Source organism: Pseudarthrobacter sp. N5, assembly GCF_050157035.1.
Classification (GTDB): domain Bacteria; phylum Actinomycetota; class Actinomycetes; order Actinomycetales; family Micrococcaceae; genus Arthrobacter.
Map to the genome: position 1 here is coordinate 760,867 of NZ_CP189593.1, position 15,931 is coordinate 776,797.

Consider the following 15,931-nt stretch of genomic DNA (forward strand, 5'->3'; position numbering starts at 1 on the left):
GAAGTGCTGCCGGTTCTTTATTGCCGGCAACGGGTAAAGGAGCCCCTTTATGAAAAGGCTGAACAATCTAAGCATCGTTGGCTATGGCGCCGGCGATGCCGCAAACAATCTCGCTTTCACCACCGCCACCATGTTCCTGCTGGTGTACTACACGGATGTAGCCGGCATTTCCGCCGCTGCCGCCGGTACCCTGCTCCTGGTTGTGCGGATCTTCGATGCCTTCGCTGACGTCTTGCCCGGCCGTGTGGTGGACCGTGCGTTCAGCAAGCGGTTCGGGAAGTTCCGTCCGTTCATCATGTTCGGCTCCATCCCGCTGCTCCTGTTGAGTGTGGCAACGTTCTCTATCCCCGAGCTCGGCGAATCCGGCGCGCTGCTCTACGCCTACGTCACCTACGCGGCCTTGGGCCTCGCGTACAGTCTGGTCAACATCCCCTACGGTTCGCTGGCCGGCGCCATGACCCAGGACCCGGGCGAAAGGGCCAAGCTTGGCTCGGCCCGCATGGTTGGCGCACTGTTGGTTGGCTCGGCACTTGGAATCTTTGTAGCACCGCTGATCAAGCCGGGTGCCGATCTCCAGTCCACCTTCACCACCATCACGCTGGTATTTGTGGTGATCGGTGCAGGCCTGTACTTTTTCACCGTATTGACTACCAAGGAACGCGTTCACCGCGCAGTACCCAACGTCAGCTTCAAGCAGAGCATGGACACCCTCAAGGGCAATAAGCCGCTGATGATGCTGTGCCTTAGCTCCTTCTTCTTCCTCACCGGTTACCTGGCGCTGACCTCGGTCCAGCTCTACTACCTGCGTGACGTCCTGCACCGACTGGATCTCTACCCGGTACTGTCCATCATCCAGCTGGTGCTGACCTTCGTCCTCGCAGCGGTCATGCCCAGGCTCGTCCGCAACTTCGGCAAGAAGAAGGTCTACATCTACTCGTCGCTGCTCACCGTGGCTGGCGGCATCATCATTTTCCTGACGCCTGCCAGTCAGGTGTGGGTCGGCTTCTCGGGCCTCCTGCTCAGCCTCATGGGCGTCCTCGCGGTAAACATCGTGGTGTGGGCCCTCGAAGCGGACACCGTTGAGTACGGAGAATGGAAGACCGGCGTCCGCACTGAAGGCATCACCTACGCGCTCTTCTCCTTCACCCGCAAGACCGGCCAGGCCGTGGGTGGCGCGCTCGCGGCCTACGCATTGGCACTTGGCGGCTACAAGTCCGGCGCGGCGCAGACCTCCGACGCCGTCTTCGGAATCCAGTTTGCCGCCGGCGCCCTGCCTGCAGTCATGACCATACTGGCCGTACTGGTGATGTCCAAGTACACGCTCACGGATGCCACGCACGCCCGGATCCTGACCGAAATCCGCGCCCGCCGCGAAGGCGGCGTCATTGGGGGCGCCGTCTCCGAAGCTCCCGCCCCCGAAGGCACCACGACGGCAGGCAACGCAAACGGAATGTCCGACGCCGCCGTCGAACTTTCCGATAATGCGGCACCTCCCGCTGCTGCCAGGCCGCTCGCGGCCACCACCAAGTAATACCCACTGCCTCAGCCCACTTGAAAGGAACTGCTATGAAAATTGTTGCCGCGGAAGTCTTCGTGACAAGCCCCTCCCGGAACTTCGTGACCCTGAGGATCACAACCGACGACGGCGTGACCGGCATCGGTGATGCCACGCTGAACGGGCGTGAGTTGGCGGTGGCCGCGTACCTCAAGGAGCATGTTGCGCAGCTGCTGATCGGCAAGGATCCGCACCGGATCGAGGACACCTGGCAGTTCCTGTACCGCAGCTCGTACTGGCGCCGCGGCCCGGTCACAATGGCCGCCATCGCCGCCGTGGACATGGCGCTGTGGGACATCAAGGGCAAGGTGGCCGGCATGCCGGTCTACCAGCTGCTCGGCGGGGCGTCCCGCAACGGGCTGCGCGCCTACGGCCACGCGTCCGGCTCCGACACGGAGTCCCTGTTCGACTCGGTGAGGGAGCACCTGGAGCTCGGGTACAAGTCGGTCCGGATCCAGACCGCCGTGCCGGGCATCAAGGCCGTCTACGGTGTTGCCGCTCAGGCGCAGGCCTCCGGTGAGCGCTACGACTACGAGCCCGCAGGCCGCGGCGCCTTCCCGGTGGAGGAGGACTGGGATACCCGCGCGTACCTGCGGCACCTGCCGTCCGTGTTCGAGGCCGTCCGCAACGAGTTCGGCCCGGAGCTGCCGCTGCTGCACGACGGCCACCACCGCATGACCCCCATCCAGGCGGCCAAGCTGGGCAAGGCGCTGGAGCCGTATGACCTGTTCTGGCTCGAGGACTGCACCCCGGCCGAGAACCAGGAGGCGCTGCGCCTGGTCCGCCAGCACACCACCACGCCGCTGGCCATCGGTGAAATCTTCAACACGGTCTATGACTTCCAGGCCCTGATCAAGGAACAGCTGATCGACTACGTGCGCGCTGCCTCAACCCACTTCGGCGGGATTTCCCCGCTGAAGAAGGTCATGGACTTCGCGGCCCAGTACCAAATCAAGTCCGGCTTCCACGGCCCCACCGACATCTCACCGGTGGGCTTCGCCGCCCAGCTGCACGTGGGCCTGGCCATCCACAACTACGGCATCCAGGAATACATGCCGCACTCCCCGGCCACCAATACGGTGTTCGAGCAGTCCATGACGTTTGTGGACGGCTACCTGCACCCGGGCGACAAGCCAGGCATCGGCGTCGAATTCAACGAGGAAGCAGCCAGCACCTACCCGTACCAGCAGGCCTACCTGCCCTACAACCGCCTTGTCGACGGAACGGTGCATGACTGGTGATGACTACTGATTCCGCATTGGCAGCCGGCGTGTCCGCCCGGCAAAGCAGGCCGCGCATCGTGGTGATGGGTGTATCCGGCTGCGGCAAAACCACCATCGGTGCCCTTGTGGCGCACCAGCTGGGCGTGCCGTTCATCGACGGCGATTCCCTCCACCCGGTGGAGAACGTCGCCAAGATGGCTGCCGGCATTCCGTTGACCGACGAGGACCGCTGGGCGTGGCTTGCCACAGTGGGCAGCAAACTGGCTTCTTCCGGTTCCGCCGGACTTGTCCTGGCCTGCTCGGCGCTCAAGCGCAGCTACCGCGACGCCATCCGTGCCAAGGCTCCGGACACCCTGTTCCTGCATCTGCACGGCAGCAAGGAAGTCCTGGGCTCACGGCTGGAAGGCCGCAGCGGGCACTTTATGCCGGCTGCGCTGCTGGAATCCCAGCTGGCAACGCTGGAACCGCTCGATACCGATGAGGCCGGCATTGTGGTGGACATCGCCTCGCCTGTGGGCGAGGTCGTTTCCGAGGCACTGGCTGGCCTTGTGGACGGCGGCGGATCCGCTCCGGCCCAGCCGGCCGCGGCTGCCACAGAGCCCCGCCCAGCTCCCTTCCTGGTGGATCTGAAGGCGGCGCCGTTTAATCTCGACGACGACGCCATCGCCTGGGTGGACTCCACCATCGGTTCGATGACGCTCGAGGAAAAGATCGGGCAGCTGTTCATCAACCACAACAACGACTACTCCCCGGAGTACCTCGACGATGTGCTGGATAACTACCACGTGGGCGGCATGCGTTACCGTCCGGGCCCCTCGGCCGCAGTGCAGGAACACATCCGCTACGCGCAGTCCAAAACCAAGGTGCCGCTACTTGTGGCATCCAACCCGGAAATGGGCGGCTACGGCAGCTGCGACGACGGCACGTTTGTCTGCACGCACCTGCAGGCAGGCTCGCACCCGGACAAGAACATTGCCCGGCAGATGGGCGAGGTTGCCGGCGTCGAATGCACCGCCATCGGGTGCAACTGGGCGTTCGCGCCCATCGTGGACATTCACTACAACTGGCGGAACACTGTCATCTCCACCCGGGCGTTCGGCAATACGCCTGAGATTGTGGTGGAGCGGGCCAAGGAGTACTTCGACGGCATCAGCGGCTCCAACATGGTCTGCGCCATGAAGCACTTCCCGGGCGACGGCATGGACGAGCGCGACCAGCACGTGGTCACGTCCTACAACACGCTCGGGTACGACGCCTGGAACAAGAGCTACGGGCACGTGTACCGGGAAATGATCGGGCACGGCGTGCAATCGGTCATGATCGGCCACATCGGTGCGCCGGAGCTCTCGCGGCACTTCCGCCCGGGCATGGCGGACAAGGACATCCTTCCGGCGACGCTTGCCCCGGAGCTGCTCCAGGACCTGCTCCGCGGCGAGCTCGGCTTCAACGGGCTCATCCTGACGGATGCCTCGCAAATGATCGGCCTCACCCAGGCCATGAGGCGCAAGGACCTGGTCCCGGCGACCATCGCCGCGGGCTGCGATATGTTCCTGTTCTTCCGCAATGCCAACGAGGACTTCCAGTACATGCTGGACGGATACAAGGCGGGGATCATCACGGAGGAGCGCCTGAACGACGCCCTGCGCCGCATCCTGGCCCTGAAGGCCACGCTGGGGCTGCACAAAACGGCACGCGAAGACCTGGTGGCACCTGTTGAAGCGCTGGACGTCATCGGCAGCGAGGCACACCTTGCGATCGCCGCCGAAATTGCGGACAAGACCGTCACACTGATCAAGGACACCGCCAACAACCTGCCCATCACGCCGGAGACGCACAAGCGGATCCGTCTGTACGGCATCTCGGGCGGCTCGGACTTCACCCGTTCGGATCCGCTGGCCTACCTGGACACCGTGAAGGACGAGCTCGAAAGGGCAGGCTTTGAGGTGCACGTGTTCAAGACGGCCGACCAGCGGGAGGCTGCGGGTGAGACGGGCATCAACTTCATGTCCGTCATCTCCGAGGAAGCCACGGGTGACTACGCCGACAAGTACGACGCCGCGTTTGTCTTCGCCAACGTCAAGGGATTCGCGCAGGAAGCAGCCATTCGGATCAAGTGGTCCACGCCCATGGCCGCGGAGATCCCCTGGTACGTCACCGAGGTGCCCACCGTGTTCGTCTCGCTCAACCAGCCCAACCACCTGATTGACGTGCCCATGGTCAAGACGGCCATCCATGCCCACGCCGGCACCAGGGAAGCCATTCGGGCAACCATCGAGAAGATCCAGGGCGCGTCGGAGTTCCAGGGGACGTTCAACGAGAACGTGTTCTGCGATTCCTTCGACACCCGGCTGTAGCCCGCTACTGTTCCGGCAGGCGACACACAAAGGGGCTGGCGCTACGCGAATGCCCGTAGCGCCAGCCCCTTTCTGCGTCATCAGGAAGATTGCGCAGCGGAAACCCTCTGCCGTCCGCACACTAAACTGGAAACCATGACTGCCACTCTTGATGCCGCCGCTGCCCGTGCCCGCCTCCTTGAACTGATCAAAGAACTGGCGGTTGTCCGCGGCAAGGTCATCCTCTCCAGCGGCGCCGAGGCCGATTACTACATCGACCTGCGCCGCATTACGCTCCACCACGAGGCTTCCAAACTGGTAGGGCAGGTCATGCTTTCACTGATAGACGACGCCGGCATTGACTTTGAGTGCGCCGGTGGCCTCACCATGGGGGCAGACCCGGTAGGCACCGCCGTGATGCACTGCGCCGTTGACGGCGGCCGCAACGTCGACGCCTTTGTGGTCCGTAAAGCGCAGAAGTCGTATGGCATGGGCCGCCAGGTGGAAGGGCCGTCCGTTGAAGACCGCAAGGTCCTGGTGCTTGAGGACACCTCCACCACCGGGGGCTCCGCGCTGACCGCCGTCGAAGGTGTCCGCAACGCCGGCGGCAACGTGGTGGCCGTCGCCGTGATCGTGGATCGCAATACCGGTGCCAAAGAGAAGATTGAAGCCGAGACCGGCGTTCCGTACCTGTTCGCATTCGGCAAAGACGAACTCGGGCTCGACTAAGCCCGCCCGAATCCCGGTGAAGACAGGGTTGTGAGGATCAGGATTTGAGCAGCGGGGGAACCACCTTGCGTGGGCTGGATTTCCCCCGCGCCCTCGGCCGGAACTATCACTGGCTCTGGAGCGCCGCCACCGTTGCCAATCTGGGCGACGGCATTCTCCTCGCCGCCGGACCGCTGCTTGCTGCATCAATGACCCGCGAGCCTTTCGCCGTGGCCATGGCCGTGTTTGCCCAGCGGCTGCCCTGGATGCTGTTCGGCGTGCTGGCCGGGGCCATCGTCGACCGCCTGGACCGCCGCACGTTGGTGATGGTAGCGGACGGGCTCCGCGTACTGGTCCTGGGCGGTCTGGCCCTCGCCGTTGCACTGGATGCCATGGATCTCCCGCTGCTGTACATGGCGCTCTTCCTGGTGGGCACAGCCGAATCGTTTGCGGATAACGCTGGCAACACCCTGGTCACGGCGGTGGTCAGCAAAGGGCAGCTCGGCATGGCCAATGCCCGGCTGTTCGGCGCCTCGGTGGTCACCAACCAGCTTGCCGGGCCGCCGCTGGGAGCGCTGCTGTTCGGCGTCGGAATGGCCCTGCCCTTCGGCGCCAACGCCCTTTGTTATGCGCTTGCCGTGGCTATGATCTTCCGCCTTCAGGGAACCCGCACCGATCGCAGTGCCGTGGCCGGACGGTCCCTGCGCGCCGATATCCGCGAGGGAATGTCCTGGCTCTGGGCCCATAAACCAGTGCGCACCCTCGCCATCCTGGTCACCGTCTTCAACATCGCCTTCGGCGCTGCCTTCGCCGTCTGGGTGCTGTACGCGAAGGAACAGCTGAAACTGGACGACGTCGGCTTTGGGCTCCTGCTCACTGCCAGCGCCTTGGGCGGGGTGCTGGGCTCGGTGATCTTCGGCAGGCTCGAACGGCGGTTCAGCTACGGGACTCTGTTGCGGATCGGCCTGACGCTGGAAACGTTCACCCACTTGGGGCTGGTCCTGACGGACAATCCGTGGGTGGCGGGAGCGGTGATGTTCGTCTTCGGGACCCACGAGGTGGTCTGGGCTACGGTGTCCACCACGGTGCGCCAGAAGGCTGTTCCCGAGCACCTGCTGGGGCGCGTTACGAGTGTGTACATGCTGGGCGCGGTGGGGGCCATGGCAATCGGTACGATACTGGGCGGTGTCATTGCGCAGGTCTGGGGCATCCAGGGGCCGTTCTGGTTTGGCTTCGCGGGCTCGGCTGTGGCTACGGTAGTGGTGTGGAGGTCAATGGTGCACATAGCGTCGGCGGCCGAAAACCCGGAACAGGCCCTGAGCTGAAGCAACAGCTGAGCCAGGAACTGGGCGGGCAGCCGGGGCAGGAGCTGCCCGGGACAGAGCCGGCTAAGACAGAGCAGCCCGGCGAATCCCAGGCCTGGTTGCTTAAGCATGCCGCCGATCTGAGGCGGTTCTCCCGCCGGAGTTTCCTTGGTGGTGCCGGCGCATCAGCAGTCCTGGCAGCAGACATGCTGTTCACCCGGCGGGTCCAGGCTGAGCGCAGGGTCAACAAGATCCTGATGGTGCCCGATGACTTCGCCGAAGCCTACTTTCCGAACGCCAGCTGGATCCTCTTTCCCGGCTACAAAACCAGTTGGGAGGAGGCGCAGTGGATCCTTAGCTCCCTGCGCGGGGCGCTGCGACAGCGTGGCCAGCTGGCCGCCGTCGGATATTCCAACACAGGGCTGGACATCGACGGACTGGTGATCGCCGTCATCGAGCACGTCCGGGCACATAACCTCACCAAGCTCTATTTCTACGGCCATAGCTTCGGCGGCATGGTGGCTACCCAGGTTGCCGCCCGGCTGCGGGAACTGCACGGCGTGGAGGTGGTGTTCATCCTGCTGGACTCCAGTCCCTACAGCAAGTTCGATGTTCTGGACCAGAGCTGGTTCGACGGTGTGGTGTTCCTCTACGAGACCGGCTTCCGGGTTCCGTCTGTGCTGCGGGGCGGTTACGAACTGGGGGAGCGGGTGGTGCACAAGGACGAGCGCACCTGGGGGCAGATCCTGGACCAGACCATGGAGCAGCTGTCCCCGATTGCGCCGTCCAGCGTCCTGATCCAGTCCGAGTCGGCCTACATCTACCACTTTGACGCCACGAGGTTCGCCGACGAGCTGGGTGGCACAAAGATGGCGTTCATCGGCAATCCGAAGGACCCGACCGTGAACTATCAGCAGGCCCGGGAATCCTGGGCGCGGACCTTTCCCCTGAACATGGCTTCCACCGGGCGCCGCACCGACGGTGCGCTGCCGGCCCACGCCAGCCCTGGGTGGAACCCGTTTGTGTACCGGCCCATCCTGGTGGATCTGCAGGACGAGCTCTTCCCGCTGCCTGGCGGCAGCGGCCGGATGACGGCCTTTTAGATCTGGCTCTTCAGGTCTGCCACGGAGTTCAGGATCTGGTTGGGCCGGAACGGGTAGGACGCAATCTCGTCCCGCTGCGTGATGCCGCTAAGCACCAGCACCGTATGCAGCCCGGCTTCCATGCCCGCGACGATGTCCGTGTCCATGCGGTCACCGATCATGGCGGTGGTTTCCGAATGGGCGTCGATCTGATTCATGGCGGAGCGGAACATCATGGGATTCGGCTTGCCCACAATGTACGGTTCGCGGCCCGTGGCCTTGGTGATCAGTGCCGCAATGGCTCCGGTGGCCGGCATGGGACCGTCCTTGGACGGGCCGGTGGCATCCGGGTTGGTGGCGATGAAGCGCGCGCCTGCAAGGATGAGCCTGATGGCCATGGTGATGGCCTCGAAGGAATAGGTGCGGGTTTCGCCGAGCACCACGAAGTCGGGATTCTGGTCGGTGAGGATAAAGCCTGCCTCGTGCAGCGCCGTCGTGAGCCCTGCTTCGCCGATGGTGTAGGCCCGGTTGCCGGAATCAGAACCCTGCACCTGGTCCTTGAGGAACTGCGCCGTGGCCAGGGCGGAGGTCCAGATGTTCTCCTCGGGAATCTCCAGCCCGGACGCGTGCAGGCGTGCGGCGAGGTCCCTGGGGGTGAAGATCGAGTTGTTGGTGAGCACCAGGAATCGCTTGGAGGTGTCCACCCAGCGCTGGATCAGTTCCGCGGCGCCCGGGACGGCCTGGTTCTCATGGACCAGTACACCGTCCATGTCCGTAAGCCAGCATTCAATTTCCTGGCCGTTCCGGTATACCGCTGCCGATGTCCGTATTTGCTCTGCTTGTGCCATGACTACCTCCGGCTGTCTCTGACGATGTGCTGCTTCCGGATCCCAGTCTAGTGTTGAGGGGTGAGCGACCTCCCCCAGAAACCTGACCAGCCCGACACCACTGCCCTATTCGTTCCGTCCGCCGAGGAGGAGCCCGAGCCGAAGGCGGAGGTCGGCGTCGGCCCGTGGGACGGTGAGTTGCCGGCGGGCGATCATTGGGATCCGGATCTGCTCGCGGACGGCGACCGCCGCAACGTGGTGGACCAGTACCGTTACTGGAAGCATGACGCCATCGTGGCGGACCTCGACACCAAACGCCACGATTTCCACATCGCCATCGAAAACTGGCAGCACGATCTGAACATCGGCACGGTCGTCCGGACCGCCAACGCTTTCCTTGCCAAGGAAGTCCACATCATCGGACGACGGCGGTGGAACCGCCGCGGGGCCATGGTCACCGACCGCTACCAGCACGTCCGCCACCACCCCACCGTGGAGGACTTTGTGGAATGGGCGCACGGGGAGGGGCTGGCGATCATCGGCATCGACATCTTCCCGGACTCTGTTCCGCTGGAGACGTATGAACTGCCGAAGAACTGCGTGCTCGTGTTTGGCCAGGAGGGCCCGGGCCTGACTCCGGCGGTCCACGAGGCAGCGCTGGCCACTCTCTCAATCGAACAGTTCGGATCCACGCGCTCCATCAACGCGGCCTCGGCAGCCGCGATTGCCATGCATGCGTGGGTGCGGCAGCATGTCTTCAGCCAACATGTGGGATAACGGGTCCGACTAAATCTCCGCAGAAACATGCGCTAACTTGCGTCGCGGTAGGTTACTGATGAGTAGCATGTGATCTGGTTCACACAATTCGTGTGCCATGCCACATGGAGGTTCAATGAAGCGCTCTTCAGTCAGGCTGCTCACTTCTCTCGCCACAGCGGCGGCTCTCCTCTGGGGAGGCGCAGCCGCGGTGCACGCCGACCCGGCGGATTTCTACGAGATTCCAGGCACGCTCCCCGGATCCAACGGTGACCTCATCCGCTCCGAGCCGTCGGTGTTCTATGTGGATCCGCTCAAAACCATCCGGGCCGAGGCGGATGTACAGAAAATCATGTACCGCAGCCTCGATTCCAAGGACCGGCCCATTGCGGTGACCGGAACCGTGCTGGTCCCCACCCCGGCCTGGACCGGGACAGGAGCGCGGCCCCTGGTCAGCTACGCGGCCGGTACCCAGGGGCAGGGTGACCAGTGCGCGCCGTCCCGGGCACTGGCCGTCGGCGAAGAATACGAAGGGGCCTTCATCGCCGGACTCCTCAGCCGTGGCTACGCCGTTGTTGTCACGGACTACGAAGGACTCGGCACCGCGCCGGTGCATACGTACATGGCCAGGGCTTCGCAGGCACATGCGGTACTGGATGCCGTCCGTGCCGCCCAGCGCCTGGGCAATCCGCAGATCGTGGCCGGCGGCCCCGTGGCGATTGCCGGCTACTCCCAGGGCGGCGGAGCATCGGCTGCAGCCGCTGAACTGGCCCCGCAATACGCTCCCGAACTGAACCTCAAGGGCGCGTACGCGGGCGCGGTGCCGGCGGATCTGGCGGTGGTCGCTAAAAACCTGGACGGCGGCCTGTACACAGGGTTCCTCATCTACGCGCTTTCCGGGCTTACGGCATCCAACGACATGGACATCAATGCCTACCTCAGCCCGGCCGGGCGGGCCCGGGTTGCCAGGACGCAGACGGAATGCACCATCACGTCGTTGGCCAGCAACGCGTTCCTGAACACGGCAACACTGACGTTGTCCGGCGCCAAGGCCGGCGCCATGGTGGACCTCCCGGAGATCAAACCGCTGGTGGCCGAACAGAAGATCGGCAACGGCCGGGCACCGCAGGTGCCGGTCCTTCTTTCCCACAGCCTGCTGGACGATGCGATCCCATACGGGCAAGGGCGCGATCTGGCCAAACGGTGGTGTGACGCAGGTACTTCCGTGTACTTCGATACCACGCTTGGTGCCACACACGCCGGCGGATATGTGGCGGCTGTTCCGGCGGCCTTCCTCTTCCTTGAGCGGCGGTTCGAGGGCCAGACTCCCATCACCAACTGCTGGACCCTCTAGTTCCACGCTTTAGCTGCAACGCGGGGTCAGATACGGCCCGTTCCGGAACCCGGGATGGGCCGTATCTGACCCCGCGTTGCGTCTGCGGATGTGTGATCCGGAACTGTTACTCGTCCTCGTGACCCAAAACACGGCCCCTCCGCAGAAATGGCTAGGATGGTTCCTAGCCGACGAGGTCCACTCCAGGGTCAACACCACCCGCAGACTAAATTCACTTGAGGAGTCAGCATGCCTATTGCAACCCCAGAGATTTACGCCGACATGATCGACCGAGCCAAGGCTGGTGGCTTCGCTTTCCCGGCGGTCAACGTGACATCTTCCCAGACTCTGAACGCAGCCATCCGCGGCTTCGCAGAGGCGGAGTCTGACGGCATCATCCAGGTGTCCACCGGTGGCGCCGCCTACTGGTCGGGCGCCTCCGTCAAGGACATGGTTGCCGGTTCCCTCGGCTTCGCGGCGTTTGCCCGCGAAGTTGCCAAGAGCTACAACGTGAACATTGCGCTGCACACGGATCACTGCCCCAAGGACAAGCTGGAAGGCTTTGTCCTGCCGCTGCTGGCTGCATCCGAGGAGGCCGTCAAGGCCGGCAAAGATCCCATCTTCAACTCGCACATGTGGGACGGCTCGCACGAGACCCTCAGCGACAACCTGAGCATCGGCCGTGAACTGCTGACGCGCACCGCGGCCGCAAAGATCATCCTCGAGGTTGAGATCGGCATTGTGGGCGGCGAGGAAGACGGCGTCGAGAACGCCATCAACGACAAGCTCTACACCACGGTTGAGGACGCCCTGACCACCATCGAGGCCCTCGGCGCCGGCGAAAACGGCCGCTACATCACCGCGCTGACCTTCGGCAACGTTCACGGCGTGTACAAGCCCGGTGGCGTGAAGCTGCGTCCGGAGATCCTCAAGGACATCCAGGAGCAGGTGGGCGCAAAGATCGGCAAGGCCAACCCGTTCGACCTCGTCTTCCACGGCGGCTCCGGCTCCTCCGAGCAGGAAATCGCGGACGCCGTTTCCTACGGTGTCATCAAGATGAACATCGACACCGACACCCAGTACGCCTTTACACGGCCCGTGGTTGACCACATGTTGAAGAACTACGCCGGTGTGCTCAAGGTGGACGGTGAAGTGGGCAACAAGAAGCTCTACGATCCCCGCGTGTGGGGTGCCTCCGCCGAGGCCGGTCTGGCTGCCCGCGTTGTGGAAGCTGCCCAGCAGCTCGGCTCCACTGGCAAGACGTTCTCCTGATGTCAGACGAGTTCCGCAAGAATCTGATGGGTCCCGAGCCCACGCTCCTGCCTGCGGAGACCGAGGTCTACCAGCAGCTGGACGAGGGCCAGGAGGCATTGGATCTGGTGGAAAAGCACCCCACGTCCTGTCTTCTGTGGGCCGTGCTGGCCGAGGAAGCATGGACCGAGGGCCGCACTATCGATTCCTACGCCTACTCGCGCGTGGGCTACCACCGCGGCCTGGACTCGCTGCGCCGCAACGGCTGGCGCGGAGTGGGTCCCATCCCGTGGGAACACGAGCCCAACCGCGGTTTCCTTCGCGCGTTGTACTCGCTGGGCCGCGCATCCGCGGCCATCGGCGAAGCCGAGGAACCGGAACGCATCGAGAAGTTCCTCAATGATTCGGATCCGGCGGCCAAGGCAGCCATCGAAGGCAAGTAACTGAATTAACGACGACGGCGGCCGCTCACCTTGAGGTGGGCGGCCGCCGTCGCAATGCCGGGGTTGAGTCCGTCGAAACCCTAGCTGGGCAGCGCGATGCCTGTGCGCGCCATGGCATCCGCATAGACAACGTGCATTTCCTCGAGGTACTGCTCCTGCCGTGCCGGCGTTCCCGCGAACGCACGGCCGCTGAGTGAGCGCACCTTATAGGTCTTCAGGCCACGGCGCCACAAAAGCGGAACTTCGGTCTTGAGGAGCAGGCCCGCCAGGCGGTTTGCCTCGGTACCGTGCGCAACGATAACCGAGGCGCGCGGCACCAGGGCAAGGAACTTCAGCAACGGCTTGAGGCCGGCAGAAATCTGGTCCGGGGTGAACTTGCCGTTGGCTTCGCCGGCGATGTGCCAGGGGTGGACGTTCCACGGCATCACGTATTCGGGGCGGAGGCCGAGCTTCCACTGGACCCCGAGCATGCGGGTGGCGGCTTCCTCGTCTCCGGCGGTGATGAAACCGGATTCATCGGCGGTGCCGATGTTGGAGTACAGGCTGATAATGCGGCACTCGTCGACGTCGTGCATGGGGTCGACGTACGGGACTTCGGTGTGCGGCTTGAGGCTCTGGAGAGTGTCGCACAGCCCGTTGACAGCTGCGACGTTGGGTTCGTAACGGCGGCTCAGGAGCTGCTCGCGGAAAGATTCGGTTGCCAGGGCTGTCATAGGTTGCTGTGTCTCCTGCGGGGATCGGTGACGCTGCCAAACCGAAAGCGGGCATGCCGAGTACGGTGTGGTTTGAAATGTGGTGTGGACCGATTGCCTGACCGGTCTCCTCTAGTTTAGCAAGCCCCACGAAATGCGGGGCCTGCCAGGATGTCGGACCGTGGGTGCATGATTCATTCATGAAGAAAAATGAATCCTCGGACGCCGCAACGGAAGGGTTTGAAGGTGTTGCCGCAGATCTGGCCGGCGCCGGGGTGGTCCTGGGCCAGACGTTCGGTGCCCGCGCCCTGATGATCAATAGAAAGGCCATGGCTTGCCTCCACGGTGACGGCATGGCATTTAAGCTCGGCAGGGAATCTCCGGATCATGGGAGGGCACTCCTGCTACCTGGCGCGGAACTGTTCGATCCGTCGGGCATGAACCGCCCGTTCAAGGACTGGGTGGACGTACCGGTGGAGTCCGTCAACGAGTGGCCTGGACTGGCCGAGGCTGCGCTGGCATTCGCCGGCGCGTAGCTGCCCATCAAATGGTCAAAGCAAACGGCCGAAGCGGTGACGGTCACTCCCATCCGCTAAACTTGGCTGGTAAGAGCCCCGGAACTCTTGCGTTTGCCGAACGGCCCTCACAGGCGCCACGGCACAGCGATGGAATTCGGGGCATTCTCATGAACGGCGCTGAGCCTTGTTGATTCACCTAGTGGATCAACGGCGGTCCGGCCCGAACGAATGGGGGAGGATCCCATGCCAGCAATCGTGATCGTCGGAGCCCAATGGGGCGACGAAGGAAAAGGTAAAGCCACAGATTTGCTCGGTCACCGGGTTGACTACGTGGTCAAGCCGAATGGCGGCAACAACGCCGGGCACACCGTCGTCGTGGGCGGTGAGAAGTATGAGCTCAAGCTCCTTCCTGCCGGTATCCTCAGCCCCAACGCGGTTCCGATCATCGGCAACGGCTGTGTGGTGAACCTTGAGGCCCTGTTCGAGGAAATCGACGGACTGGAAGCCCGCGGTGCGGACACATCCAGGCTCCGTATTTCCGCCAACGCCCACCTGGTGGCCCCGTACCACCAGGTGCTGGACAAAGTGACGGAACGCTTTCTTGGCAGCCGGGCCATCGGCACCACGGGCCGCGGGATCGGCCCGGCCTACATGGATAAGGTGGCGCGCCTCGGCATCCGTGTCCAGGACGTCTTCGACGAATCCATCCTGCGCCAGAAGGTCGAAGGATCTCTCCGGCAGAAGAACGAGCTGCTGGTGAAGGTCTATAACCGCCGCGACATTGTGGTGGATGAGATCGTTGACTATTTCCTCGCCTTTGCCGAGCGTCTGCGCCCCCTGGTCATCGACAGCACCCTGGTGCTGAACAACGCCCTGGATGAGGGCAAGGTGGTCCTCATGGAGGGCGGCCAGGCCACGTTCCTGGACGTGGATCACGGCACCTATCCTTTCGTCACGTCGTCCAACCCCACGGCCGGTGGCGCCTCGGTGGGTTCGGGCATCGGCCCCACCCGGATTTCCCGGTCCATCGGCATCATCAAGGCGTACACCACCCGTGTTGGCGCCGGCCCGTTCCCCACGGAACTCTTCGACGAGATGGGCCTGCACCTGCAGAAGACCGGCGGCGAGTTCGGCGTGAACACCGGCCGTCCGCGCCGCTGTGGCTGGTACGACGCCGTCCTGGCCCGTCATGCCTCCCGCGTCAACGGCTTCACTGACTACTTCGTCACCAAGCTGGATGTCCTCACAGGCATCGAGCAGATCCCGGTGTGTGTGGCCTACGACGTCGACGGCGTGCGGCACGATGAAATGCCCATGACGCAGACCGAGTTCCACCACGCTGTGCCGATCTTCGAGTACTTCGAGGGCTGGACCGAGGACATCACCGGCGCGCGCACACTATCGGATCTTCCGGAAAATGCCCGCAATTACGTGCTTGCCCTCGAGAAGCTCTCCGGCACCCGCTTCTCGGCCATTGGCGTCGGCCCGGACCGAGACCAGACGATTGTGGTCAACGATCTGATCAACGACTGACGCTTCGGTGGCAGCGTGCAAAGAAGTACGACGCCGGCGGGTTACCTGGGAAGGTGGCCCGTCGGCGTCGTACGTTCTGCAGTTGATCAGGCAGATCAGGCAGATCAGGCGGCCTCGTGGCCAAAGAACCCGCCAGATCTGCAACACAATTTGCGGGAACAGGCCCAGATCGGCCGTCTGGGCGCTGACCGCAGGATCTATTTCAAAGTTTTTCGGATTCCGCGTAACCTCTGGCCGGTGCAAACGATTACCCCTATGAAAGCGCCGGGCTGGAATTTGTCCCCCATCACGTTCCAGCCCGGCACTTTTTTGCTTTAACGCAGATTTCGCACAGGGCAGCGTCGGGGCAGGAAGCATGTTCAGGTTGGGCGGG

Annotated in this window: 14 protein-coding genes; 12 read left to right on the forward strand and 2 right to left on the reverse strand. The window is 63.6% G+C overall.

What is annotated here, in order from left to right; genetic code table 11:
• Positions 1–49: 49 nt before the first annotated feature.
• From uidB to ACQCST_RS03915, 6 genes are all read left to right on the forward strand, one after another.
• A complete protein-coding gene (uidB, locus tag ACQCST_RS03890) occupies positions 50–1,531 on the forward strand; it encodes a glucuronide transporter (protein ID WP_426998033.1) in 1,482 nt (493 codons plus the stop codon).
• 35 nt (positions 1,532–1,566) lie between these two features.
• Entirely contained in the window at positions 1,567–2,796 is a 1,230-nt protein-coding gene (manD, locus tag ACQCST_RS03895) for a D-mannonate dehydratase ManD (RefSeq protein ID WP_426998034.1), read from the forward strand.
• Complete coding sequence (locus tag ACQCST_RS03900; RefSeq protein ID WP_426998035.1) at positions 2,796–5,132, forward strand: gluconokinase, GntK/IdnK-type; 2,337 nt, start codon at positions 2,796–2,798, stop codon at positions 5,130–5,132. The genes manD and ACQCST_RS03900 overlap by 1 nt, the downstream gene beginning before the upstream one ends.
• A gap of 135 nt (positions 5,133–5,267) precedes the next feature.
• Positions 5,268–5,840 (forward strand): orotate phosphoribosyltransferase, encoded by a 573-nt coding sequence (pyrE, locus tag ACQCST_RS03905; RefSeq protein WP_426998036.1) that lies wholly within the window; start codon positions 5,268–5,270, stop codon positions 5,838–5,840.
• A 44-nt stretch (positions 5,841–5,884) separates the two neighbouring features.
• On the forward strand, positions 5,885–7,144 hold the full coding sequence (locus ACQCST_RS03910; RefSeq protein WP_426998037.1) for an MFS transporter: 1,260 nt from the start codon (positions 5,885–5,887) through the stop codon (positions 7,142–7,144).
• Between the two features lie 44 nt (positions 7,145–7,188).
• Entirely contained in the window at positions 7,189–8,226 is a 1,038-nt protein-coding gene (locus ACQCST_RS03915) for a thioesterase domain-containing protein (RefSeq protein WP_426999067.1), read from the forward strand.
• On the opposite strand, the gene ACQCST_RS03920 is transcribed toward ACQCST_RS03915, so the two are convergent.
• Complete coding sequence (locus ACQCST_RS03920) at positions 8,223–9,053, reverse strand: HAD-IIA family hydrolase (RefSeq protein ID WP_426998038.1); 831 nt, start codon at positions 9,051–9,053, stop codon at positions 8,223–8,225. The two genes, ACQCST_RS03915 and ACQCST_RS03920, sit on opposite strands and share 4 nt — an antisense overlap.
• 60 nt (positions 9,054–9,113) lie before the next feature.
• Here ACQCST_RS03920 and ACQCST_RS03925 point away from each other — a divergent pair, with 60 nt between their 5' ends.
• From ACQCST_RS03925 to ACQCST_RS03940, 4 genes are all read left to right on the forward strand, one after another.
• Positions 9,114–9,809 (forward strand): TrmH family RNA methyltransferase, encoded by a 696-nt coding sequence (locus ACQCST_RS03925; protein ID WP_426998039.1) that lies wholly within the window; start codon positions 9,114–9,116, stop codon positions 9,807–9,809.
• 115 nt (positions 9,810–9,924) lie between these two features.
• Positions 9,925–11,142 carry a lipase family protein gene (locus ACQCST_RS03930; RefSeq protein ID WP_426998040.1) on the forward strand — a complete coding sequence of 406 codons (1,218 nt, stop codon included), beginning with the start codon at positions 9,925–9,927 and terminating at the stop codon, positions 11,140–11,142.
• Between the two features lie 228 nt (positions 11,143–11,370).
• A complete protein-coding gene (gene fbaA / locus ACQCST_RS03935) occupies positions 11,371–12,393 on the forward strand; it encodes a class II fructose-bisphosphate aldolase (protein WP_426998041.1) in 1,023 nt (340 codons plus the stop codon).
• Positions 12,393–12,815, forward strand: a complete 423-nt coding sequence (locus ACQCST_RS03940; RefSeq protein WP_426998042.1) for a DUF3151 domain-containing protein — start codon at positions 12,393–12,395, stop codon at positions 12,813–12,815. Before fbaA ends, ACQCST_RS03940 begins: the two co-directional genes overlap by 1 nt.
• 80 nt (positions 12,816–12,895) lie before the next feature.
• On the opposite strand, the gene ACQCST_RS03945 is transcribed toward ACQCST_RS03940, so the two are convergent.
• A complete protein-coding gene (locus ACQCST_RS03945; protein ID WP_426998043.1) occupies positions 12,896–13,528 on the reverse strand; it encodes a uracil-DNA glycosylase in 633 nt (210 codons plus the stop codon).
• Positions 13,529–13,707: 179 nt separating this feature from the next.
• Between ACQCST_RS03945 and ACQCST_RS03950 the strand changes: the two genes are divergently transcribed.
• Positions 13,708–14,043 (forward strand): hypothetical protein, encoded by a 336-nt coding sequence (locus ACQCST_RS03950; RefSeq protein ID WP_426998044.1) that lies wholly within the window; start codon positions 13,708–13,710, stop codon positions 14,041–14,043.
• A gap of 225 nt (positions 14,044–14,268) precedes the next feature.
• On the forward strand, positions 14,269–15,558 hold the full coding sequence (locus ACQCST_RS03955) for an adenylosuccinate synthase (RefSeq protein WP_426998045.1): 1,290 nt from the start codon (positions 14,269–14,271) through the stop codon (positions 15,556–15,558).
• Positions 15,559–15,931 lie beyond the last annotated feature (373 nt).

Bases quoted from the DNA above. Each gene is read 5' to 3' on its own strand.
- fbaA (WP_426998041.1), top strand. From the start codon at position 11,371: ATGCCTATTGCAACCCCAGAGATTTACGCCGACATGATCGACCGAGCC.
- ACQCST_RS03955 (WP_426998045.1), top strand. From the start codon at position 14,269: ATGCCAGCAATCGTGATCGTCGGAGCCCAATGGGGCGACGAAGGAAAA.
- ACQCST_RS03940 (WP_426998042.1), top strand. From the start codon at position 12,393: ATGTCAGACGAGTTCCGCAAGAATCTGATGGGTCCCGAGCCCACGCTC.
- ACQCST_RS03920 (WP_426998038.1), bottom strand. From the start codon at position 9,053: ATGGCACAAGCAGAGCAAATACGGACATCGGCAGCGGTATACCGGAAC.
- uidB (WP_426998033.1), top strand. From the start codon at position 50: ATGAAAAGGCTGAACAATCTAAGCATCGTTGGCTATGGCGCCGGCGAT.
- ACQCST_RS03945 (WP_426998043.1), bottom strand. From the start codon at position 13,528: ATGACAGCCCTGGCAACCGAATCTTTCCGCGAGCAGCTCCTGAGCCGC.
- pyrE (WP_426998036.1), top strand. From the start codon at position 5,268: ATGACTGCCACTCTTGATGCCGCCGCTGCCCGTGCCCGCCTCCTTGAA.
- ACQCST_RS03930 (WP_426998040.1), top strand. From the start codon at position 9,925: ATGAAGCGCTCTTCAGTCAGGCTGCTCACTTCTCTCGCCACAGCGGCG.
- ACQCST_RS03950 (WP_426998044.1), top strand. From the start codon at position 13,708: ATGAAGAAAAATGAATCCTCGGACGCCGCAACGGAAGGGTTTGAAGGT.
- manD (WP_426998034.1), top strand. From the start codon at position 1,567: ATGAAAATTGTTGCCGCGGAAGTCTTCGTGACAAGCCCCTCCCGGAAC.
- ACQCST_RS03900 (WP_426998035.1), top strand. From the start codon at position 2,796: ATGACTACTGATTCCGCATTGGCAGCCGGCGTGTCCGCCCGGCAAAGC.